The organism is Algoriphagus lacus (assembly GCF_003583985.1).
GTDB classification, from domain to species: domain Bacteria; phylum Bacteroidota; class Bacteroidia; order Cytophagales; family Cyclobacteriaceae; genus Algoriphagus; species Algoriphagus lacus.
Genome location: NZ_QXML01000003.1, coordinates 349,399 through 364,037, shown reverse-complemented (window position 1 = coordinate 364,037; position 14,639 = coordinate 349,399). Strand labels below are relative to the sequence as shown.

Sequence of the window (14,639 nt, the reverse complement as noted above, 5' to 3'; positions counted from 1 at the left end):
TATCTTCATACCCTGAATGGCCGAACAACTGATCACACTGGAGGAATTCTGGACGCTTCGCAAGCAGTTTCCTATGATTGATGCGCGAAGCGAAGGTGAATTTGCGCAAAGCCATATTCCGGGATCATTCAACCTCCCGATTTTGAATGACCAAGAGCGGATAGTCGTAGGAACTCTTTATAAAGCAAAAGGGTCAGAGGAAGCTACAATAAAAGGGTTTGAACTGGTTGGGCCGAGATTTCACGAGATTCTGAAGGTTGCAAGAAACCAGTTTCCAGAGAAAAAAATCATCGTCTATTGCTGGCGTGGAGGAATGCGAAGCCAAATTCTCTCATGGCTTTTAACCATGGTTGGATTTCAGGTTTATCGCTTAAAGGGCGGCTACAAAACCTACCGAACTTTCACTTTTAACGAGGTTAGAAAAGAGCGGAGTCTCATCGTTTTAGGAGGAAAAACAGGAACGGCAAAAACTTTGTTGCTCAAGCTACTCCGGGAAAAAGGAGAGCAAATCCTCGACTTGGAAGGAATTGCTAACCATAAGGGCTCTTCATTTGGCTCAATCGGACAGCCTCCTCAGCCTTCTGTAGAGCAATTTGAAAACCTAATCGCTGAAGATCTGCGACTGCTTGATCCACTGCAGCACACGTGGGTGGAAAATGAAAGCCGAAAAATCGGCCGCCTGATCATTCCAGACCGTCTTTTCGAGCAAATGAGCAAAAGTCCTCTGATTGACATCCAAAAGTCCATAGATGAACGTATTGCACATATCGCTAATGAGTATGGAGATCTCCCTGAAGAAGGACTCATCGCGGCAGTTTTACGACTCAAAAAAAGACTTGGAGGCCTCCGAACCCAAGAAGCAGTGGATGCAATCAAAGCAAAAGATTCTGTTTCCTGGATATCCAACCTTTTGATCTACTACGACAAGACCTATGAGTTTGACTTGGAAAGACACACCGAAGGAAAGACCTTCCACCTTGATCTCAGCAGAAAACCACTTTCAGAGCAACTCGACCTATTACTGAAAACAAAAGACCAACTTAATGGAAACTCCTAAAACACGACTCACTGAATGGAGCGAAGGCTCAGGCTGCGGCTGCAAAATCGCTCCTGCAATCCTGGACCAAATTCTGAGTGCCAGCGGCTCTTTTTTCCAATCTGATCCTAATCTTTTGGTGGGAAACTCCCACAAGGACGATGCGGCAGTCTACCAGGTATCCGAGGATTTGGCAGTGATCAATACGGTTGATTTTTTTACCCCGATAGTGGATGACCCATTTGATTTTGGAAGAATTTCTGCAGCAAATGCCATTTCAGATGTGTACGCAATGGGAGGCAAACCAATTTTTGCCAATGCCATCCTAAGTTGGCCTGTGGAAAAAATCGCCCCGGAACTGGCAGCAAAAGTTCTAGAAGGGGCCAAAAGTATCTGTAAAGAAGCTGGAATTGAACTGGCAGGTGGACATTCCATCGCAGCCAAAGATCCGATTTTCGGACTTTCGGTAAATGGAGTCATTCATCCTCGGAAAATTAAAACCAATCAAGGAGCGAAAAGTGGAGACTTGATCTTCCTTACCAAACCGATTGGAATCGGAGTTTTGGCAACCGCATTGAAGCGGCAAAAAATAGAGGAAAAGGATTATTTCAAACTTTTGGATACTGCCTGTAAGCTAAATTCCATTGGAGGCGTTTTAGGAAATCATGAAGAGGTCCATGCCATGACAGATGTAACAGGCTTTGGACTCTTGGGCCACTTGATTGAAATGGCGGAAGGAGCATCACTTTCTGCAGAAATTGAACTGGACAAAGTTCCGTTGATTGAAGGGATTCAGGAGTATATCAATCAGTTCATCTTTCCCGATAACACCTACCGAAACTGGAATGCATTCAACACCAAAACCAAAGGAGTGAAAGGTATGGATTTGGTGAAGCTTTGTGATCCCCAAACGAGCGGTGGACTATTGATTGCCATTTCCCCTGAGAACCAGAATTGGTTTTTGGATACTATGAAGGTGGAAAACCAACCGGTTTGGGAGATTGGGAAATTTGTGACTGGAGGTGACTTTGTGGTTGAAGTAATTTAAGCCTCCAAAGGAGATACCCCTCCAGAAACCATAAACTTCATCACATCTGAGCTTTTCACTCCTTTTAGTGGTTTAATTTTTTCTTTTTTTACCAAAAAAACATTTCCAGACACATTATAACTGTGAGGGAAGTAGACAGCCACCAAATCGTCTTCACCAATTACCTCCATGCTTTCCTGGGTAATAAATCCCAGCCTAGACATGGAATCACTTAACTGAACAATAACCGGGGAACTGAATTTCTTCTTTTCCCCGACAAAAGCCCCCATTAGATCTTTGATGCTTGTATAAAGCAGATTGACCAAAGGGATTTTAAAAACTCCTCGCTCAAACCATTCAAAAAACGGTTTGGTGAAGAACAGACTAGCCAAATAACCCACAAAAGTTATCAAACCCAATACCATCAATATCCCAATTCCGGGAAAGGGAACAGGGATCAACCCATCCAGAAAAATAAAAATGGCATAGATCACATATCCGGTGACAGCCAAAGGTGTCAAAACCAATAGGCCTCTGAAGAAATAAGATAAAATTCGGTGGTAGGTGTGTCGCATAAAAGAATGTTACATGAAGAACTCAAAAAAAATGCTCAATCGAAAGACCAGGCATTTTATTGTTCAATAACGTAAATAAAATCAATCCAGGATTTTCACTTTTACACTTCGATAATAAATCACGCTCTCTGGATCATGGGCCTGAAGGGCGATTGTCCCGTGATCAAATTTCTTCTCTCCTGCATTTGCTGGACGGTTTGTATCAGCTGATTCATCATATTCCATCACTACCTTCTTATTAATCTTCACAGTAGCTTGGTCCCCATTGACAATGATATGATAGGTATACCATTCGCCATCCTTTACGTACACGTCTTTCACATCATTAAAAGAATACAAGCTTCCTGACTTTCTCCAATCTCCATGGGATTGGTTCACCTGCACTTCATAGCCTTTGTTTGGCCAGCCGGTCTCTTGATACATGGTATGGATAAAAATTCCTGAGTTTGCTTTTGGCATCGTTTTAACCTCAACCATTAGCTCGAAATTTTTGAAGTCGTGGTTTCCCACAGATCCGTCATAAAAGGCGTGAGCACGTGGACCATCCACTTTTATGGTACCATCCACCACTGAAAAGGATGCAGGATTTTCTGAGATTTTCCATCCGTCAAGGTTTTTGCCATTAAAAAGCTCCACCCACTTTCCTTTTTGAGGAAAAGCAGCGAAAGAAATTGAAAATAAAACGAGTAAGGCAATTAGTTTTTTCATGGTTATGGGGTTTATGGTTAGTAAGTCTTGGCTAATAGATTTCATAAGTTAAGAGGTTCAGGCAAAAAGAACCTAACCGTTAAAAAGAAAAAGGCTCTGAAATAAAATTTCAGAGCCTTTTTCTAGAATAGGAAATCTATTAAAGATTGATTCCCATGAAGGACATAAAAGCAATTCCCATCAGACCCGTCAAAAGCATGGTGATGCCTAGGCCTTTCAAACCATTTGGTACATGAGAATATTTCAACCGTTCACGGATTGCAGCCAGCAATACAATTGCGAGCATGAAACCAAAGCCAGAACCAAATCCATAAACTGCTGATTCCGCTAGGGTATAATCACGTTGTGCCATGAATAGACAGCCTCCAAGAATCGCGCAGTTTACAGCAATCAAGGGAAGGAAGATACCCAACTGACCGTAAAGTGCTGGAGAGAACTTTTCTACCACCATTTCAACCAACTGAACAATACCTGCGATGATTGCAATGAACATGATAAACCTTAGGAATGACAAATCGATTGCTGCCAAATCCGCAGAAATCCAAGTTAATGCCCCTTCCTTCAACACAAACTCATTCAGAATCCAGTTGAAAGGAACCGTTACTCCAAGTACGAAAACTACAGCAGCGCCAAGTCCCATAGCAGTACTCACTTTCTTTGAAACGGCAAGGAAAGAGCACATTCCCAAGAAGTAAGCGAAAATCATGTTGTCGATAAAAATCGACCGAATACCTAAACTAAATAATTCCATTTTCTGAGGAAGTTAATTAATGTTCAACATAACCAGTTTTGGTCCGCTGGACCCAAACAATCAAGCCAAGGATGATGAATGCCCCTACAGGAGTTACCATTAGACCATTTTTAGCAAGATTAAAATCGTCTCCAAATAATCCGGAGATGTAATCAAAAACTGGAATCCCGAAAACTGAACCAGAACCCCAGAGTTCACGGAAGAACGCAACGGTCAAAATAATCCAGGAATACCCCAAGGCAGAGCCAAGACCATCCAACATGGAATCATAAGGTTTGTTACCCATGGCAAAAGCCTCCAATCGACCCATTACAATACAGTTGGTGATGATCAATCCGATAAATACGGAAAGCTCCTTATACATATCGTAAGCAAATGCCTTAAGGATTTCACTAACAATAGTTACCAATGTAGCTACTACTGCCAACTGAACGATAATCCGAACACGTGAAGGGATAGTGTTTCTCATCAAAGAGATCACAAAGTTCGACAAGGCAACTACGAAGATTACAGAGATAGCCATTACTAAAGTAGGCTGCATCTGAGTAGTTACTGCCAATGAGGAACAAATTCCCAACACCTGAACAGTCACCGGATTATCATCTATAAGAGGATCCGTGATTAGTTTTTTTCTCCTTTTGGAAAGTAAAGGCTCTGCTGGCTTAACCAATGCCTTTTCTAATGTTTCAGCACTCATAATGTTTTATTTGTGAGTTGATTAAGAATTATAGACCAGCTACTGCTTTTTGGGAAGACTTTGCTTTGATGTAAGCCTCATAATGTCCCATGTAGGCTTTAAGCATATTGTTCACACCGTTGCCTGTGATAGTAGCTCCAGACATACCGTCAACTTTATGAGGATCAGAAGAATAATCTTTTCCTTCTCCCTTTTGCATCTGAACGGCCATCAAAGCGCCTGATTCATCAAAGATTTTTTTCCCGACATATCTAGCTTGTACTTCACTCTCAGTGATTCTTGCGCCCAATCCTGGAGTTTCAGCCGCGTGAGCCAAAGTTATACCTCCGATAGTATTCATATCTGTTTCCAAGGATAGATATCCCCAAATAGCATCCCAAAGTCCAGCTCCGTAAAGCGGGAAAATATAGGACTCAACATCTTCTGGATTACCCTCAGCATGATAAATAAAAACAGGATAAAGTCTCTGATCTGCCGGCTTTTTGTAATCCTTGGCAATCTCAACCTTTTCAGCGGAAACGCCTCCTTCTGTGATTTCTTTACCTGTAATATCAACCACTGTAGAAGAGATTCGGGCCGCATAGAACTCATTAACCTGCTCTGGAGTCATAGCCGCAATTTCTTCGGCATTGATCACAGCTCCCAAAATTTGCTTTTTCTTATCTAAAGCTATGGCTTCCTGCTGCCATGGTCCTAAGACCTGAGCTGATCCTGAGAGCAAAAGTCCCAAGATGATAGTCAAAACAGCAGAATATACGATGATGTAAGTATTAGACTGTTGCACGTTGTAGCCTCCTTGTTTTATTAGCTTTAACTACATAATAATCGATCAATGGTGCCACGACATTCATGAACAACACAGCCAACATAATTCCTTCTGGATATGCCGGGTTGGTTACTCGGATAATGATCGTCAAAACACCAATTAAGAAACCGTAAATCCATTTACCAGTCTCTGTTTGCGCAGCGGATACGGGGTCAGTAGCCATAAAGACAATACCGAAAGCCAAACCACCCATTACCCAATGGTAATGCGCCGGAAGGGCCATGTATTCATTAACTGCGAGTAGGTTCATAATAAAAGCCATAACATACGCTCCTGCAAATCCTGAAACAATAATTTTCCAACTTCCCACACCGGTGCCAATTAAAATTGCTGCACCAACCAAACACATCAAGGTAGAAGTCTCACCGATTGATCCCGGAATCCAACCCATGAACATATTGTAGAAACTGAAAATACCATCACCCAGGACGGAGTTATGGTTATTAAGTGCCTCTACAGCATTTACATTCTGTACACCGGCATCATAAACTACTGACAAAGCAGTAGCTCCAGAGAAACCGTCTACTGCAGCTTTTTCACCTAAATAAGTCCAAACTTGATCACCTGAAATCTGTGCAGGATACGCGAAATACAAAAATGCTCTTGCAGTCATCGCGACATTCAGAATGTTCATTCCTGTACCTCCAAACACCTCTTTTGCAATCACAACTGCAAATACCGTGGCCATGGCAACTTGCCAAAGCGGTGTAGTTGCTGGAATTACGAGAGGAATCAACATCCCTGTCACCAGAAATCCTTCATTGATAGGATGCTTTCGGATCACAGCGAAAGTCGCCTCCACCAAACCACCGGCCGCATAGGCTACGATGATGATAGGAAGTACTAACTGAATACCGATCAAAGCTTTGTCTCCAAAGTTATCCCACAAACCAGCAGTTTGACCTGTTGCCAAAAGACTCTGATGACCTGTGTTGTAAATGCCAAAAAGCAAAGCTGGAATCATGGCAATCACCACTGTGATCATCATTCGCTTCAAGTCAATTGCATCTTTTACCTGGGCACCTTTGATACCGGTAGTATGATTCGGGGAAAAGAGGAAAGTCTCTCCCGCTTCAAATGCGTAAAAGAACTTTTCAAACTTGCCACCCTTTTCAAACATCGGGCGCTGTTTGTCCATTAAATCTCTTAGAAACTTCATATGGATTAACTGTATTGGATTAATTCTATACCTTTTCTTACCAACTCCTGCACAGGATGCTTGGACACGTCTACAAACTCGCAGAGTGCCAAATCCTCTTCAACAATTTCATAGATTCCCAGCTCCTCCATTTCATCGAAGTCTTCTGCCATGATGGCTTTCAATAAATACATAGGAAGGATGTCCATCGGAGTAACCGCTTCGAAAACACCTGTTTGCACGAAGGCTCTTTCTTCGCCTCTGCAGTTGGAGTCAAGCACAAATTCTTTCTTTGGGTTAAGGAAAGAAAACAGCCCCAATGCTCTATGGTAGCTCAGCTTGCTTGTTGTCGGTTTGGCCCAACCGAGAAATTCGTAATAATCACCCTCTGGAATTACAGTGATCTGATTGCTGTAGAAGCCAAGATGACCTTCCAGGTTGATTTTCTCACCTGTCAACACGTTACCTGAAATCACTCGAACATGTCCGGAGTTAAGATTTCCCTTAACAAAAGTAGAAACACTGGCTCCGACATACGTCTTAGTATAGGCTGATTTAGTCAACTCTGAACCTGTCACAGCAATCACTTTGGAAGCATCATAAACTCCTTCCAAAACTGCCTTTCCGATCTGAACGACGCCTACAGGATTAACGGTCCAAGCAATTTCTCCTTTGTTGATAGGGTCCAAATGATGAATCTGAATACCAACATTTCCCGCGGGATGAGGACCTGAGAATTGATTGACCTGGGCGTTTTTCACTCCTGAGAATACCGCAGGAACAGGCTTGGAGCCATCCACATTTACGTGAACTTTCCCTTTTGTCAGCTTTGCAAGGGCATCGATACCTGCCTGAAAGTACTTTTCCTCGCCCTGAAGGGTAAACCCATAATCAGGTGCTAGGGGATGCGTATCAAATGCAGATATGAAAATCGCCTTCGGAGAATCTGCAGGATTTGCCACAATTCCATAAGGTCTCTGGATGATGTTTGGCCATACCCCAGTGGAAGCCAATTTAGCTGCCAAGGCATTTCGGTCTTGGTTCAGGTCAATTTTTCCAAAATTTTCATGAGTGATGGTTTTGTCAGCCAGAATTTTGATTTCCAGAAGCTTTCGCTTGTCTCCGCGCTTGACCTCAACGATCTCACCGGAAACTGGGGCTGCGTAGATGACCTGATCAAGGGCTTTATCGATCAGGATGGGAGTACCGGCCTTGACCGTATCTCCTTCATTGACAAGGACTTTAGGACGCTGAAGTCCCACGAAGTCTGTCGGCTTAATTGCGAAGGTTTGAGCTGGAGCGAAATTAGCAATCTCTTTCGATGCCTTTCCTGCCAGATTTATGTCAAAACCTTTCTTAAGCTTCACTATTTTAGACATATCTGTTTTTGAACTATGAGCTTGTGAAAAACGCCCCAAATCTAAAGAAAAACCTTTTGATAAGAAGCTAATGTCACTTTAATTGTTCGAACTTTTACTTATGAGTACCAAAGGTTATTTTCATGCCTGAAGCATATTTTCTTCCAAAGTTTCTACGTAGGCCTTAACCTGTTCCATTAGCCACATTGGGGTGGATGTTGCGCCACAGATTCCTACCCGGTCTCCAGGATGAAACCAGTCAGGGTCCAACTCTGTTTCGTTTTCTATAAAATAACTTCTGGGGTTCTCTGTCAGGCAAACTTGGTAAAGGGCTTTTCCATTGGAGCTTTTTTTCCCTGATACAAAAAGAACGACATCATTTTCCTGCGCAAACTTTTGCAGTTGAGGCTCCCGGTTAGAAACCTGCCTACAAATTGAATCATTGGCATTGAAGTCAACTTCCGTCAACTCACCTTTTGCGTCTTTTATCCGATCCTCAATTTTGTGTGAAAGCTCATAAAATCCTTTTGTACTCTTCGTAGTCTGGCTAAAAAGTGTGACTGGGCGGTTGTAGTCAATCTTGTCAAGGTCTGCGTCTTCCATCACTACAATGGCCTTTTCCAAGGTCTGCCCGGTAAGCCCAATTACTTCGGCATGACCTTTCTTGCCATAAATAACGATCTGACCATTCTCCTTTTCCATCTTGTCGAAGGCATTTTTCACCCGGTGCTGCAGCTTCAACACTACCGGACAGGAGGCATCGATAAGTTCAATATTGTTTTCGATGGCTGTTTTATAGGTTTCAGGCGGTTCGCCATGTGCCCGGATCAAAACCTTGCAATTGCTCAATTCCTGCAGTTTTTCCCGATCAATGACAATTAGTCCCTTTTCTCGAAGTCGCTTCACCTCCATGTCATTGTGGACAATGTCTCCGAGGCAGTACAACTGATCGGTGTTTTCCATTTCGTCTTCGGCCATTTTGATGGCAAATTCGACTCCGAAACAGTAGCCTGAATTTTTATCAATGGTTACCTGCATAATCCTTTTCTTTTTCAATAACGGCTTTGGCTAACTGCACGATCTGTGCCACCTGCCCATCAAAAGTCAAATTACTTGTATCTATCTCTACCGCATCAGGAGTTTTGATCAAGGGGCTTTCGACTCGGGATGAATCGATTCGATCCCTCTCAGCCAGATTGGTTTTAATCTCCTCCAAGTCCACCATTTCCCCCTTATCCAATAATTCCTGTTGTCTTCTGGCAGCACGGGTTTCCAGGTCTGCTGTCATGAACACTTTCAATTCTGCATCCGGAAAAACTACCGAGCCAATATCCCGTCCATCCATGACCACTCCTTTCCTTTTTCCCAGCCGCTGTTGCTTTGCCACCAATTCCTTTCGGATTTGTTTGACTGTAGCGACTTCACTTACACGTTCTGAAACTTTCATGGTTCGGATTTGATCCTCCACGTTCAGTCCGTTTAGGTAGGTTTCCTGCTTTTGGGTATCAGGATTGATTTGAAAAGAAATCTCCAAAGACTTCAGACCTTTTTCTACGTCGTTTGGATTGGAAGGGGATAGAAAATGATTCAAAAAATGCAGCGTAGCAGCCCGATACATTGCCCCCGAATCGATATAGGTAAATCCCAATGCCTTGGCCACTGCTTTTGCAGTCGAACTCTTCCCACATCCTGAATAACCATCAATGGCTATGACGATTTTGCCCATCAAAAAACCTGTCTTGGTTTGCTGCTTAAATTTTGCGCAAATATAGTAGTTTTAATCTTAACCAATCCCGAAAGAGTAGAAGGCTGTGACTCAAATAGCCTTGAAATTCATTGATTTTTATCAACATTCTCATGATAATCCAAGCCAACCTGATTGACCTCCACAACCGTCGGATTTTTCCGGCTGAATTAAGATTTGAAGGAGAGAAAATCACCCATATCCGGGAAGTCCAGCCGATTCCCAATCTTCCTTTTCTCCTGCCTGGATTCATTGATGCACACGTCCATGTGGAGTCTTCGATGTTGGTTCCTTCCGAATTTGCTCGCTTAGCCGTGGTCCATGGCACAGTGGCTACTATTTCCGACCCACACGAGATCGCAAATGTTTGCGGCATGGAAGGTGTCGACTATATGATTGAAAATGGCAAGCAGGTTCCTTTTCATTTTTTCTTTGGAGCACCTTCCTGCGTTCCAGCGACCCCATTCGAAACGGCAGGAGGAGAAATCAACTCCTCAGACATCGAAAATCTGATGAGCCGACCGGAAATCCCCTACCTCGCCGAAATGATGAACTGGCCGGGAACAGTAAATCGGGATCCCATAGTCATGGAAAAAATCCGGATTGCACAAAAATACGGCAAACCCGTCGACGGACATGCGCCGGGCCTTTTGGGAGAATTGGCCGAAAAATACGTCTCTGCCGGACCAAGCACTGATCATGAATGCTTCACTTACGAGGAAGCTTTGGGAAAAATCAAACTGGGAATGAAAATCTCCATCCGGGAAGGGTCGGCTGCCAAAAACTTTGAAGCCTTGATCGACTTGATGAATGACTATCCCGAAATGATCATGTTTTGCTCTGACGACAAGCATCCTGACAACCTGGCCATCAGTCATATCAATGAACTCGTCGCCCGAGCGGTGGCAAAAGGAAAGGATTTGTTTGAGGTACTTCGAGCCGCGTGTCTTAATCCGATTTATCACTATTCCTTACCTGTCGGTCAACTTCGGGAAGGAGATCTTGCTGATTTTATCTTGGTCAAAGACTTGAAAAAATTTGAAGTTCTGTCGACATATATCCGAGGGCAGAAAGTCGCCGAAAACGGAAAGACCCTGATTCCCAGGATTAAAAATGAGGTCATCAATAAGTTCAACACCTCACTCAAAAAGCCGGAAGATTTCCGACTTTCCGCTCAAGGAACTCAAGTGAGAGTGATCGAAGCCCTGGACGGGCAATTGATCACTCCTGAGATCATGGGAGAAATTTTGGTTCGGGATGGCTTTGCGGAATCCAACCCTGAAAAGGACATTCTGAAAATCACTGTAGTCAACCGGTACCAGGAAGCGCCTCCGGCAGTGGCGTTTATCAAAAACTTTGGACTGAAATCAGGAGCCATTGCTTCGTCCGTCGGGCATGATTCCCACAACATCATCTCAGTCGGAGTGGATGATGAATCGATTTGCAAAGCAGTCAATCTATTGATCCAAGCCAAAGGCGGTGTATCTGCCGTTTGGGGAGAGAAGGAAGAGCTACTTCCTCTTCCGGTAGGTGGCATTATGTCTCCTGAGGATGGCTATCTAGTCGCCGAGGCATATACCCGCATCGACCGGATGGCGAAGGAAATGGGCTCCACCCTGAATTCTCCTTTTATGACATTAAGCTTTATGGCCTTACTGGTAATCCCGGACTTGAAATTGAGTGATATGGGCTTGTTTGATGGAAAGAAATTTGAATTCACAAAAGTATTTTTATAAAAAACCCTCCGGATTTCGAAATCCAGAGGGTTTTTGCTTATAACTCCGAAGTAAAGTGAAACTCAATCTCAGGGTAGTTGTCCTGCACCATCTGTAGCCAGGATTTGGACTCCGCCATAAAAACCAGCTTGTCGTCTTTGTCCCGAGCGATGTAGCGGTTTTTGGATCGGACAAATTCATCGAGCTGCTTTTTGTCGGTGCTGCTGATCCAACAGGCCTTGTAAAGGTTCATCGGATGAAACTCCACCGTGGCGTTGTATTCGTTTTTGAGTCGGAACTGGATCACTTCAAACTGAAGTTGACCGACTGTCCCAACCACTTTTCTTGCGCCCATCTCAAAAGTAAACAGCTGGGCAACGCCTTCTTCCATCAATTGCTTGAGACCCTTTTCGAGCTGCTTGGTTTTCATGGCGTCTTTATTGACCACTTCTCTGAATATCTCCGGAGAAAAGCTCGGAATCCCGGTGAAAACCATGTTTTCGCCTTCCGTCAAGGTGTCACCGATTTTGAGATTACCGGTATCGTAAAGTCCTACAATATCACCTGGAAAAGCCTCATCAATGATTTCCTTGTCCTGAGCCATAAATTGGGTCACGTTGGAAAAGCGAAGTGGCTTGGGACCTCGGACGTGATTGTAAGGCTTATTCCGCTCAAATTTCCCGGAACAGATCCGTAAAAAGGCGATCCGGTTTCGGTGATTGGGATCCATGTTAGCGTGGATCTTGAAGACAAAGCCGGAAAATTTGGGTTCATCGGGCTTCACCTCCCGCACGTCGGTTTCCCTGCTTTTGGGAGATGGGGCGATTTTTATAAAAGTGTCTAGCATCTCGTTTACACCAAAGTTATTCACTGCAGAACCGAAAAAAACTGGGGCAATTTTTCCTTCCAGATAGTCATTAACGTCAAAATCCGGATACACTCCTTCAATCAAATCCACATCTTCCCTCAGTTGCTTGGCATTACCGGGGCCGATCAGTGCATCCAACTGGGGATCATCGAGATTCTCAAAGACTTGCCGGTCGTCGCTTAGTTTTCGCTGTGAAGGCGTGAACAGGTTGAGCTTTTTCTCATAAAGGTTATAAACTCCCTTGAACCCTTTCCCCATACCGATCGGCCAAGAAAGTGGACGAACCTTGATATTGAGTTTGGACTCCACCTCATCCAGCAAGTCGTAAGGATCTCGACCTTCCCGGTCAAGCTTATTGATAAAGCAAATCACCGGAGTATTTCTCATCCGGCAGACCTCCATAAGTTTTTCGGTCTGGATCTCGACCCCTTTCACACAGTCGATCACCATGATGACCGAGTCCACTGCTGTCAGCGTGCGGTACGTATCTTCAGCAAAATCCTGGTGACCCGGCGTATCGAGAAGGTTGATTTTGACATCCTTGTATTCAAAACCCATGACCGAAGTCGCTACGGAGATACCCCGTTGCTTCTCGATTTCCATCCAGTCAGACTTGGTGGCTGTGTCGATTTTGTTGGATTTGACCGCTCCGGCCGTCTGGATTGCCCCTCCGAAAAGGAGCAATTTCTCAGTCAGTGTGGTCTTTCCGGCATCGGGGTGGGCAATGATGGCAAAGGTTCTTCGCTTTTTGATTTCCTCAGTCAAACTCATGGGTAGTGAAATTCAGGGGGCAAAGGTAGGGAAAATGAACGAATGGAATTTTAATTCTACCATTCCCAACTTCGGTATTCGATGTTCAGCGTTCGACATTCAAAATTCAAAGGATTAATATCGAACACCAAATGTGAAATTTCGAATAATGAAGATTCTAACTCATCTCGAACTTTATCAATACTCCAAAATCCCCTCCGTAATAAACTGGGATGCATCTTCCAGATTGCCTAGGAGCATAATCCGGAAGGTCGTGCCTTTTCCCACTTCCGAGTTTTTCACAAAAATCTTCCCCCCGTGGTAACCCTCCACGATCCGCTTCGCAAGGGTCAATCCCAATCCCCAACCCCGCTGCCGGGTAGAGAAACCGGGATTAAACACTTTTCTGAAGTTCTTTTTTTCAATACCCTTGCCGGTATCGGTGATGTCCACGATCACATATTTGTCACTGTCCTGAAGCACATCGATCGTGATGGTCCCTTTCCCCTTCATCGCATCCACGGCATTTTTGCAGATGTTTTCGATCACCCATTCAAAAAGCGGCTTGTTCATCATTGCGTCCAGATCTTTGGAGTCGGCATTGATGTGCATCTCCACCTTGGTGGAAATCCTGGGTCGGAGGTAATTTATAGTCTCTTCGATGACACCGTATAGGTTTTCCGGCTGGATCACAGGCTTGCTCCCGATGCTGCTAAATCGCTCCGTGACCATTCGAAGTTTGACCACATCCTTGTCCATTTCCTGAATAATTTCCTTGTTTTCTTCCCAAACGGGGGAATTTCGCAAGTAATCAATCCAAGCCATAAGGGACGCGATTGGAGTTCCAAGTTGATGGGCTGTTTCCTTGGTAAGCCCTGCCCAAACCCGGTTTTGCTCGGCAATTTTACTTTGGTTGAAGAGTGCATAAGCAAGAGCCCCGAAGATCAAAATCACCGCAAGTTGGATGTAGGGGTAATACCGAAGGTTTGTCAACAATTCTGAATTCCTGTAAAATACCCGGATATCTGCCTCCTGGAGGTAAATCGGCTCATATTCTTCCTGCATTTCCAAAAGCTCCTTGTCCAGAGTTTTCACAGAGTCCTGTGCAGTGGCTGATTTCTTGAAGCGGATATTCCTAAACTCCAGCGGATTTCCTTCAGAATCCACCATGATGATGGGAATAGAATAATTCTGCTGGATGATTTCCTGATTGATAAAAGTGAGATTTTCCGAGGTCGTGGCGGCATATTCCAATGCAGAGGAAAGCAACTGAATCTGTCTGCTTTCCCGTTCCCTCAATTCATCCACCAAAAGGCTGGTATACCAGATCGACCCTGACCCGATCAGGAAAGAAACCAGAAAAACCAGCCACTTGACTTGTTTTTTGTTTTGGTAAAAGTCGATTGAGGTAATGTCCTGGAAGCGGTTTTTCATTCAGATTGTGGG

General features: G+C 44.0%; 14 protein-coding genes. 3 read left to right on the top strand and 11 right to left on the bottom strand.

All coding sequences use genetic code 11. The annotated features are described in order from the left end of the window. Positions 1 to 16: 16 nt before the first annotated feature. Both mnmH and selD read left to right on the top strand, forming a co-directional pair. Positions 17 to 1,057 carry a tRNA 2-selenouridine(34) synthase MnmH gene (gene mnmH, locus D0X99_RS08695; RefSeq protein WP_119477283.1) on the top strand — a complete coding sequence of 347 codons (1,041 nt, stop codon included), beginning with the start codon at positions 17 to 19 and terminating at the stop codon, positions 1,055 to 1,057. Then, on the top strand, positions 1,044 to 2,084 hold the full coding sequence (gene selD, locus D0X99_RS08690) for a selenide, water dikinase SelD (RefSeq protein ID WP_119477282.1): 1,041 nt from the start codon (positions 1,044 to 1,046) through the stop codon (positions 2,082 to 2,084). Before mnmH ends, selD begins: the two co-directional genes overlap by 14 nt. Here the strand turns inward: selD and D0X99_RS08685 are convergent. From D0X99_RS08685 to cmk, 9 genes are all read right to left on the bottom strand, one after another. Continuing rightward, positions 2,081 to 2,638, bottom strand: coding sequence for a DUF502 domain-containing protein (locus tag D0X99_RS08685; RefSeq protein WP_119477281.1), 558 nt, complete (start codon positions 2,636 to 2,638; stop codon positions 2,081 to 2,083). The genes selD and D0X99_RS08685 overlap by 4 nt on opposite strands. Positions 2,639 to 2,719: 81 nt before the next feature. Beyond that, on the bottom strand, positions 2,720 to 3,346 hold the full coding sequence (locus tag D0X99_RS08680; protein ID WP_119477280.1) for a 3-keto-disaccharide hydrolase: 627 nt from the start codon (positions 3,344 to 3,346) through the stop codon (positions 2,720 to 2,722). A 139-nt stretch (positions 3,347 to 3,485) separates the two neighbouring features. Then, positions 3,486 to 4,097 carry an NADH:ubiquinone reductase (Na(+)-transporting) subunit E gene (gene nqrE / locus D0X99_RS08675; protein WP_119477279.1) on the bottom strand — a complete coding sequence of 204 codons (612 nt, stop codon included), beginning with the start codon at positions 4,095 to 4,097 and terminating at the stop codon, positions 3,486 to 3,488. A 16-nt stretch (positions 4,098 to 4,113) separates the two neighbouring features. After that, on the bottom strand, positions 4,114 to 4,794 hold the full coding sequence (locus D0X99_RS08670) for an NADH:ubiquinone reductase (Na(+)-transporting) subunit D (RefSeq protein WP_119477278.1): 681 nt from the start codon (positions 4,792 to 4,794) through the stop codon (positions 4,114 to 4,116). Positions 4,795 to 4,822: 28 nt separating this feature from the next. Further along, positions 4,823 to 5,578, bottom strand: coding sequence for an NADH:ubiquinone reductase (Na(+)-transporting) subunit C (gene nqrC, locus D0X99_RS08665; RefSeq protein WP_119477277.1), 756 nt, complete (start codon positions 5,576 to 5,578; stop codon positions 4,823 to 4,825). Then, positions 5,565 to 6,779, bottom strand: coding sequence for an NADH:ubiquinone reductase (Na(+)-transporting) subunit B (locus tag D0X99_RS08660; RefSeq protein ID WP_119477276.1), 1,215 nt, complete (start codon positions 6,777 to 6,779; stop codon positions 5,565 to 5,567). The genes nqrC and D0X99_RS08660 overlap by 14 nt, the downstream gene beginning before the upstream one ends. Before the next feature lie 5 nt (positions 6,780 to 6,784). Further along, the gene (locus tag D0X99_RS08655) at positions 6,785 to 8,137 is read right to left on the bottom strand and encodes a Na(+)-translocating NADH-quinone reductase subunit A (protein WP_119477275.1); all 1,353 of its coding nucleotides are present in this window, start codon (positions 8,135 to 8,137) and stop codon (positions 6,785 to 6,787) included. Positions 8,138 to 8,257: 120 nt separating this feature from the next. Next, complete coding sequence (locus D0X99_RS08650; protein ID WP_119477274.1) at positions 8,258 to 9,154, bottom strand: 4-hydroxy-3-methylbut-2-enyl diphosphate reductase; 897 nt, start codon at positions 9,152 to 9,154, stop codon at positions 8,258 to 8,260. After that, complete coding sequence (gene cmk / locus D0X99_RS08645; protein ID WP_119477273.1) at positions 9,138 to 9,842, bottom strand: (d)CMP kinase; 705 nt, start codon at positions 9,840 to 9,842, stop codon at positions 9,138 to 9,140. Before cmk ends, D0X99_RS08650 begins: the two co-directional genes overlap by 17 nt. 131 nt (positions 9,843 to 9,973) lie before the next feature. On the opposite strand from cmk, the gene ade reads away from it, so the two are divergent. Beyond that, positions 9,974 to 11,596, top strand: coding sequence for an adenine deaminase (gene ade / locus D0X99_RS08640; RefSeq protein WP_119477272.1), 1,623 nt, complete (start codon positions 9,974 to 9,976; stop codon positions 11,594 to 11,596). Positions 11,597 to 11,633: 37 nt separating this feature from the next. Here ade and D0X99_RS08635 read toward each other — a convergent pair whose 3' ends face one another. Then, complete coding sequence (locus D0X99_RS08635; RefSeq protein WP_119477271.1) at positions 11,634 to 13,214, bottom strand: peptide chain release factor 3; 1,581 nt, start codon at positions 13,212 to 13,214, stop codon at positions 11,634 to 11,636. 177 nt (positions 13,215 to 13,391) lie between these two features. Then, positions 13,392 to 14,627: a sensor histidine kinase gene (locus D0X99_RS08630; RefSeq protein WP_119477270.1), complete on the bottom strand. Its 1,236-nt coding sequence runs from the start codon at positions 14,625 to 14,627 to the stop codon at positions 13,392 to 13,394. Positions 14,628 to 14,639 lie beyond the last annotated feature (12 nt).

What these genes read in the sequence shown, in the direction of transcription:
- D0X99_RS08680 (WP_119477280.1), bottom strand. Translation starts at nt 3,346, where the DNA reads ATGAAAAAACTAATTGCCTTACTCGTTTTATTTTCAATTTCTTTCGCT.
- nqrE (WP_119477279.1), bottom strand. Translation starts at nt 4,097, where the DNA reads ATGGAATTATTTAGTTTAGGTATTCGGTCGATTTTTATCGACAACATG.
- D0X99_RS08650 (WP_119477274.1), bottom strand. Translation starts at nt 9,154, where the DNA reads ATGCAGGTAACCATTGATAAAAATTCAGGCTACTGTTTCGGAGTCGAA.
- mnmH (WP_119477283.1), top strand. Translation starts at nt 17, where the DNA reads ATGGCCGAACAACTGATCACACTGGAGGAATTCTGGACGCTTCGCAAG.
- D0X99_RS08660 (WP_119477276.1), bottom strand. Translation starts at nt 6,779, where the DNA reads ATGAAGTTTCTAAGAGATTTAATGGACAAACAGCGCCCGATGTTTGAA.
- selD (WP_119477282.1), top strand. Translation starts at nt 1,044, where the DNA reads ATGGAAACTCCTAAAACACGACTCACTGAATGGAGCGAAGGCTCAGGC.
- ade (WP_119477272.1), top strand. Translation starts at nt 9,974, where the DNA reads ATGATAATCCAAGCCAACCTGATTGACCTCCACAACCGTCGGATTTTT.
- D0X99_RS08655 (WP_119477275.1), bottom strand. Translation starts at nt 8,137, where the DNA reads ATGTCTAAAATAGTGAAGCTTAAGAAAGGTTTTGACATAAATCTGGCA.
- D0X99_RS08635 (WP_119477271.1), bottom strand. Translation starts at nt 13,214, where the DNA reads ATGAGTTTGACTGAGGAAATCAAAAAGCGAAGAACCTTTGCCATCATT.
- D0X99_RS08685 (WP_119477281.1), bottom strand. Translation starts at nt 2,638, where the DNA reads ATGCGACACACCTACCACCGAATTTTATCTTATTTCTTCAGAGGCCTA.
- D0X99_RS08630 (WP_119477270.1), bottom strand. Translation starts at nt 14,627, where the DNA reads ATGAAAAACCGCTTCCAGGACATTACCTCAATCGACTTTTACCAAAAC.
- D0X99_RS08670 (WP_119477278.1), bottom strand. Translation starts at nt 4,794, where the DNA reads ATGAGTGCTGAAACATTAGAAAAGGCATTGGTTAAGCCAGCAGAGCCT.
- cmk (WP_119477273.1), bottom strand. Translation starts at nt 9,842, where the DNA reads ATGGGCAAAATCGTCATAGCCATTGATGGTTATTCAGGATGTGGGAAG.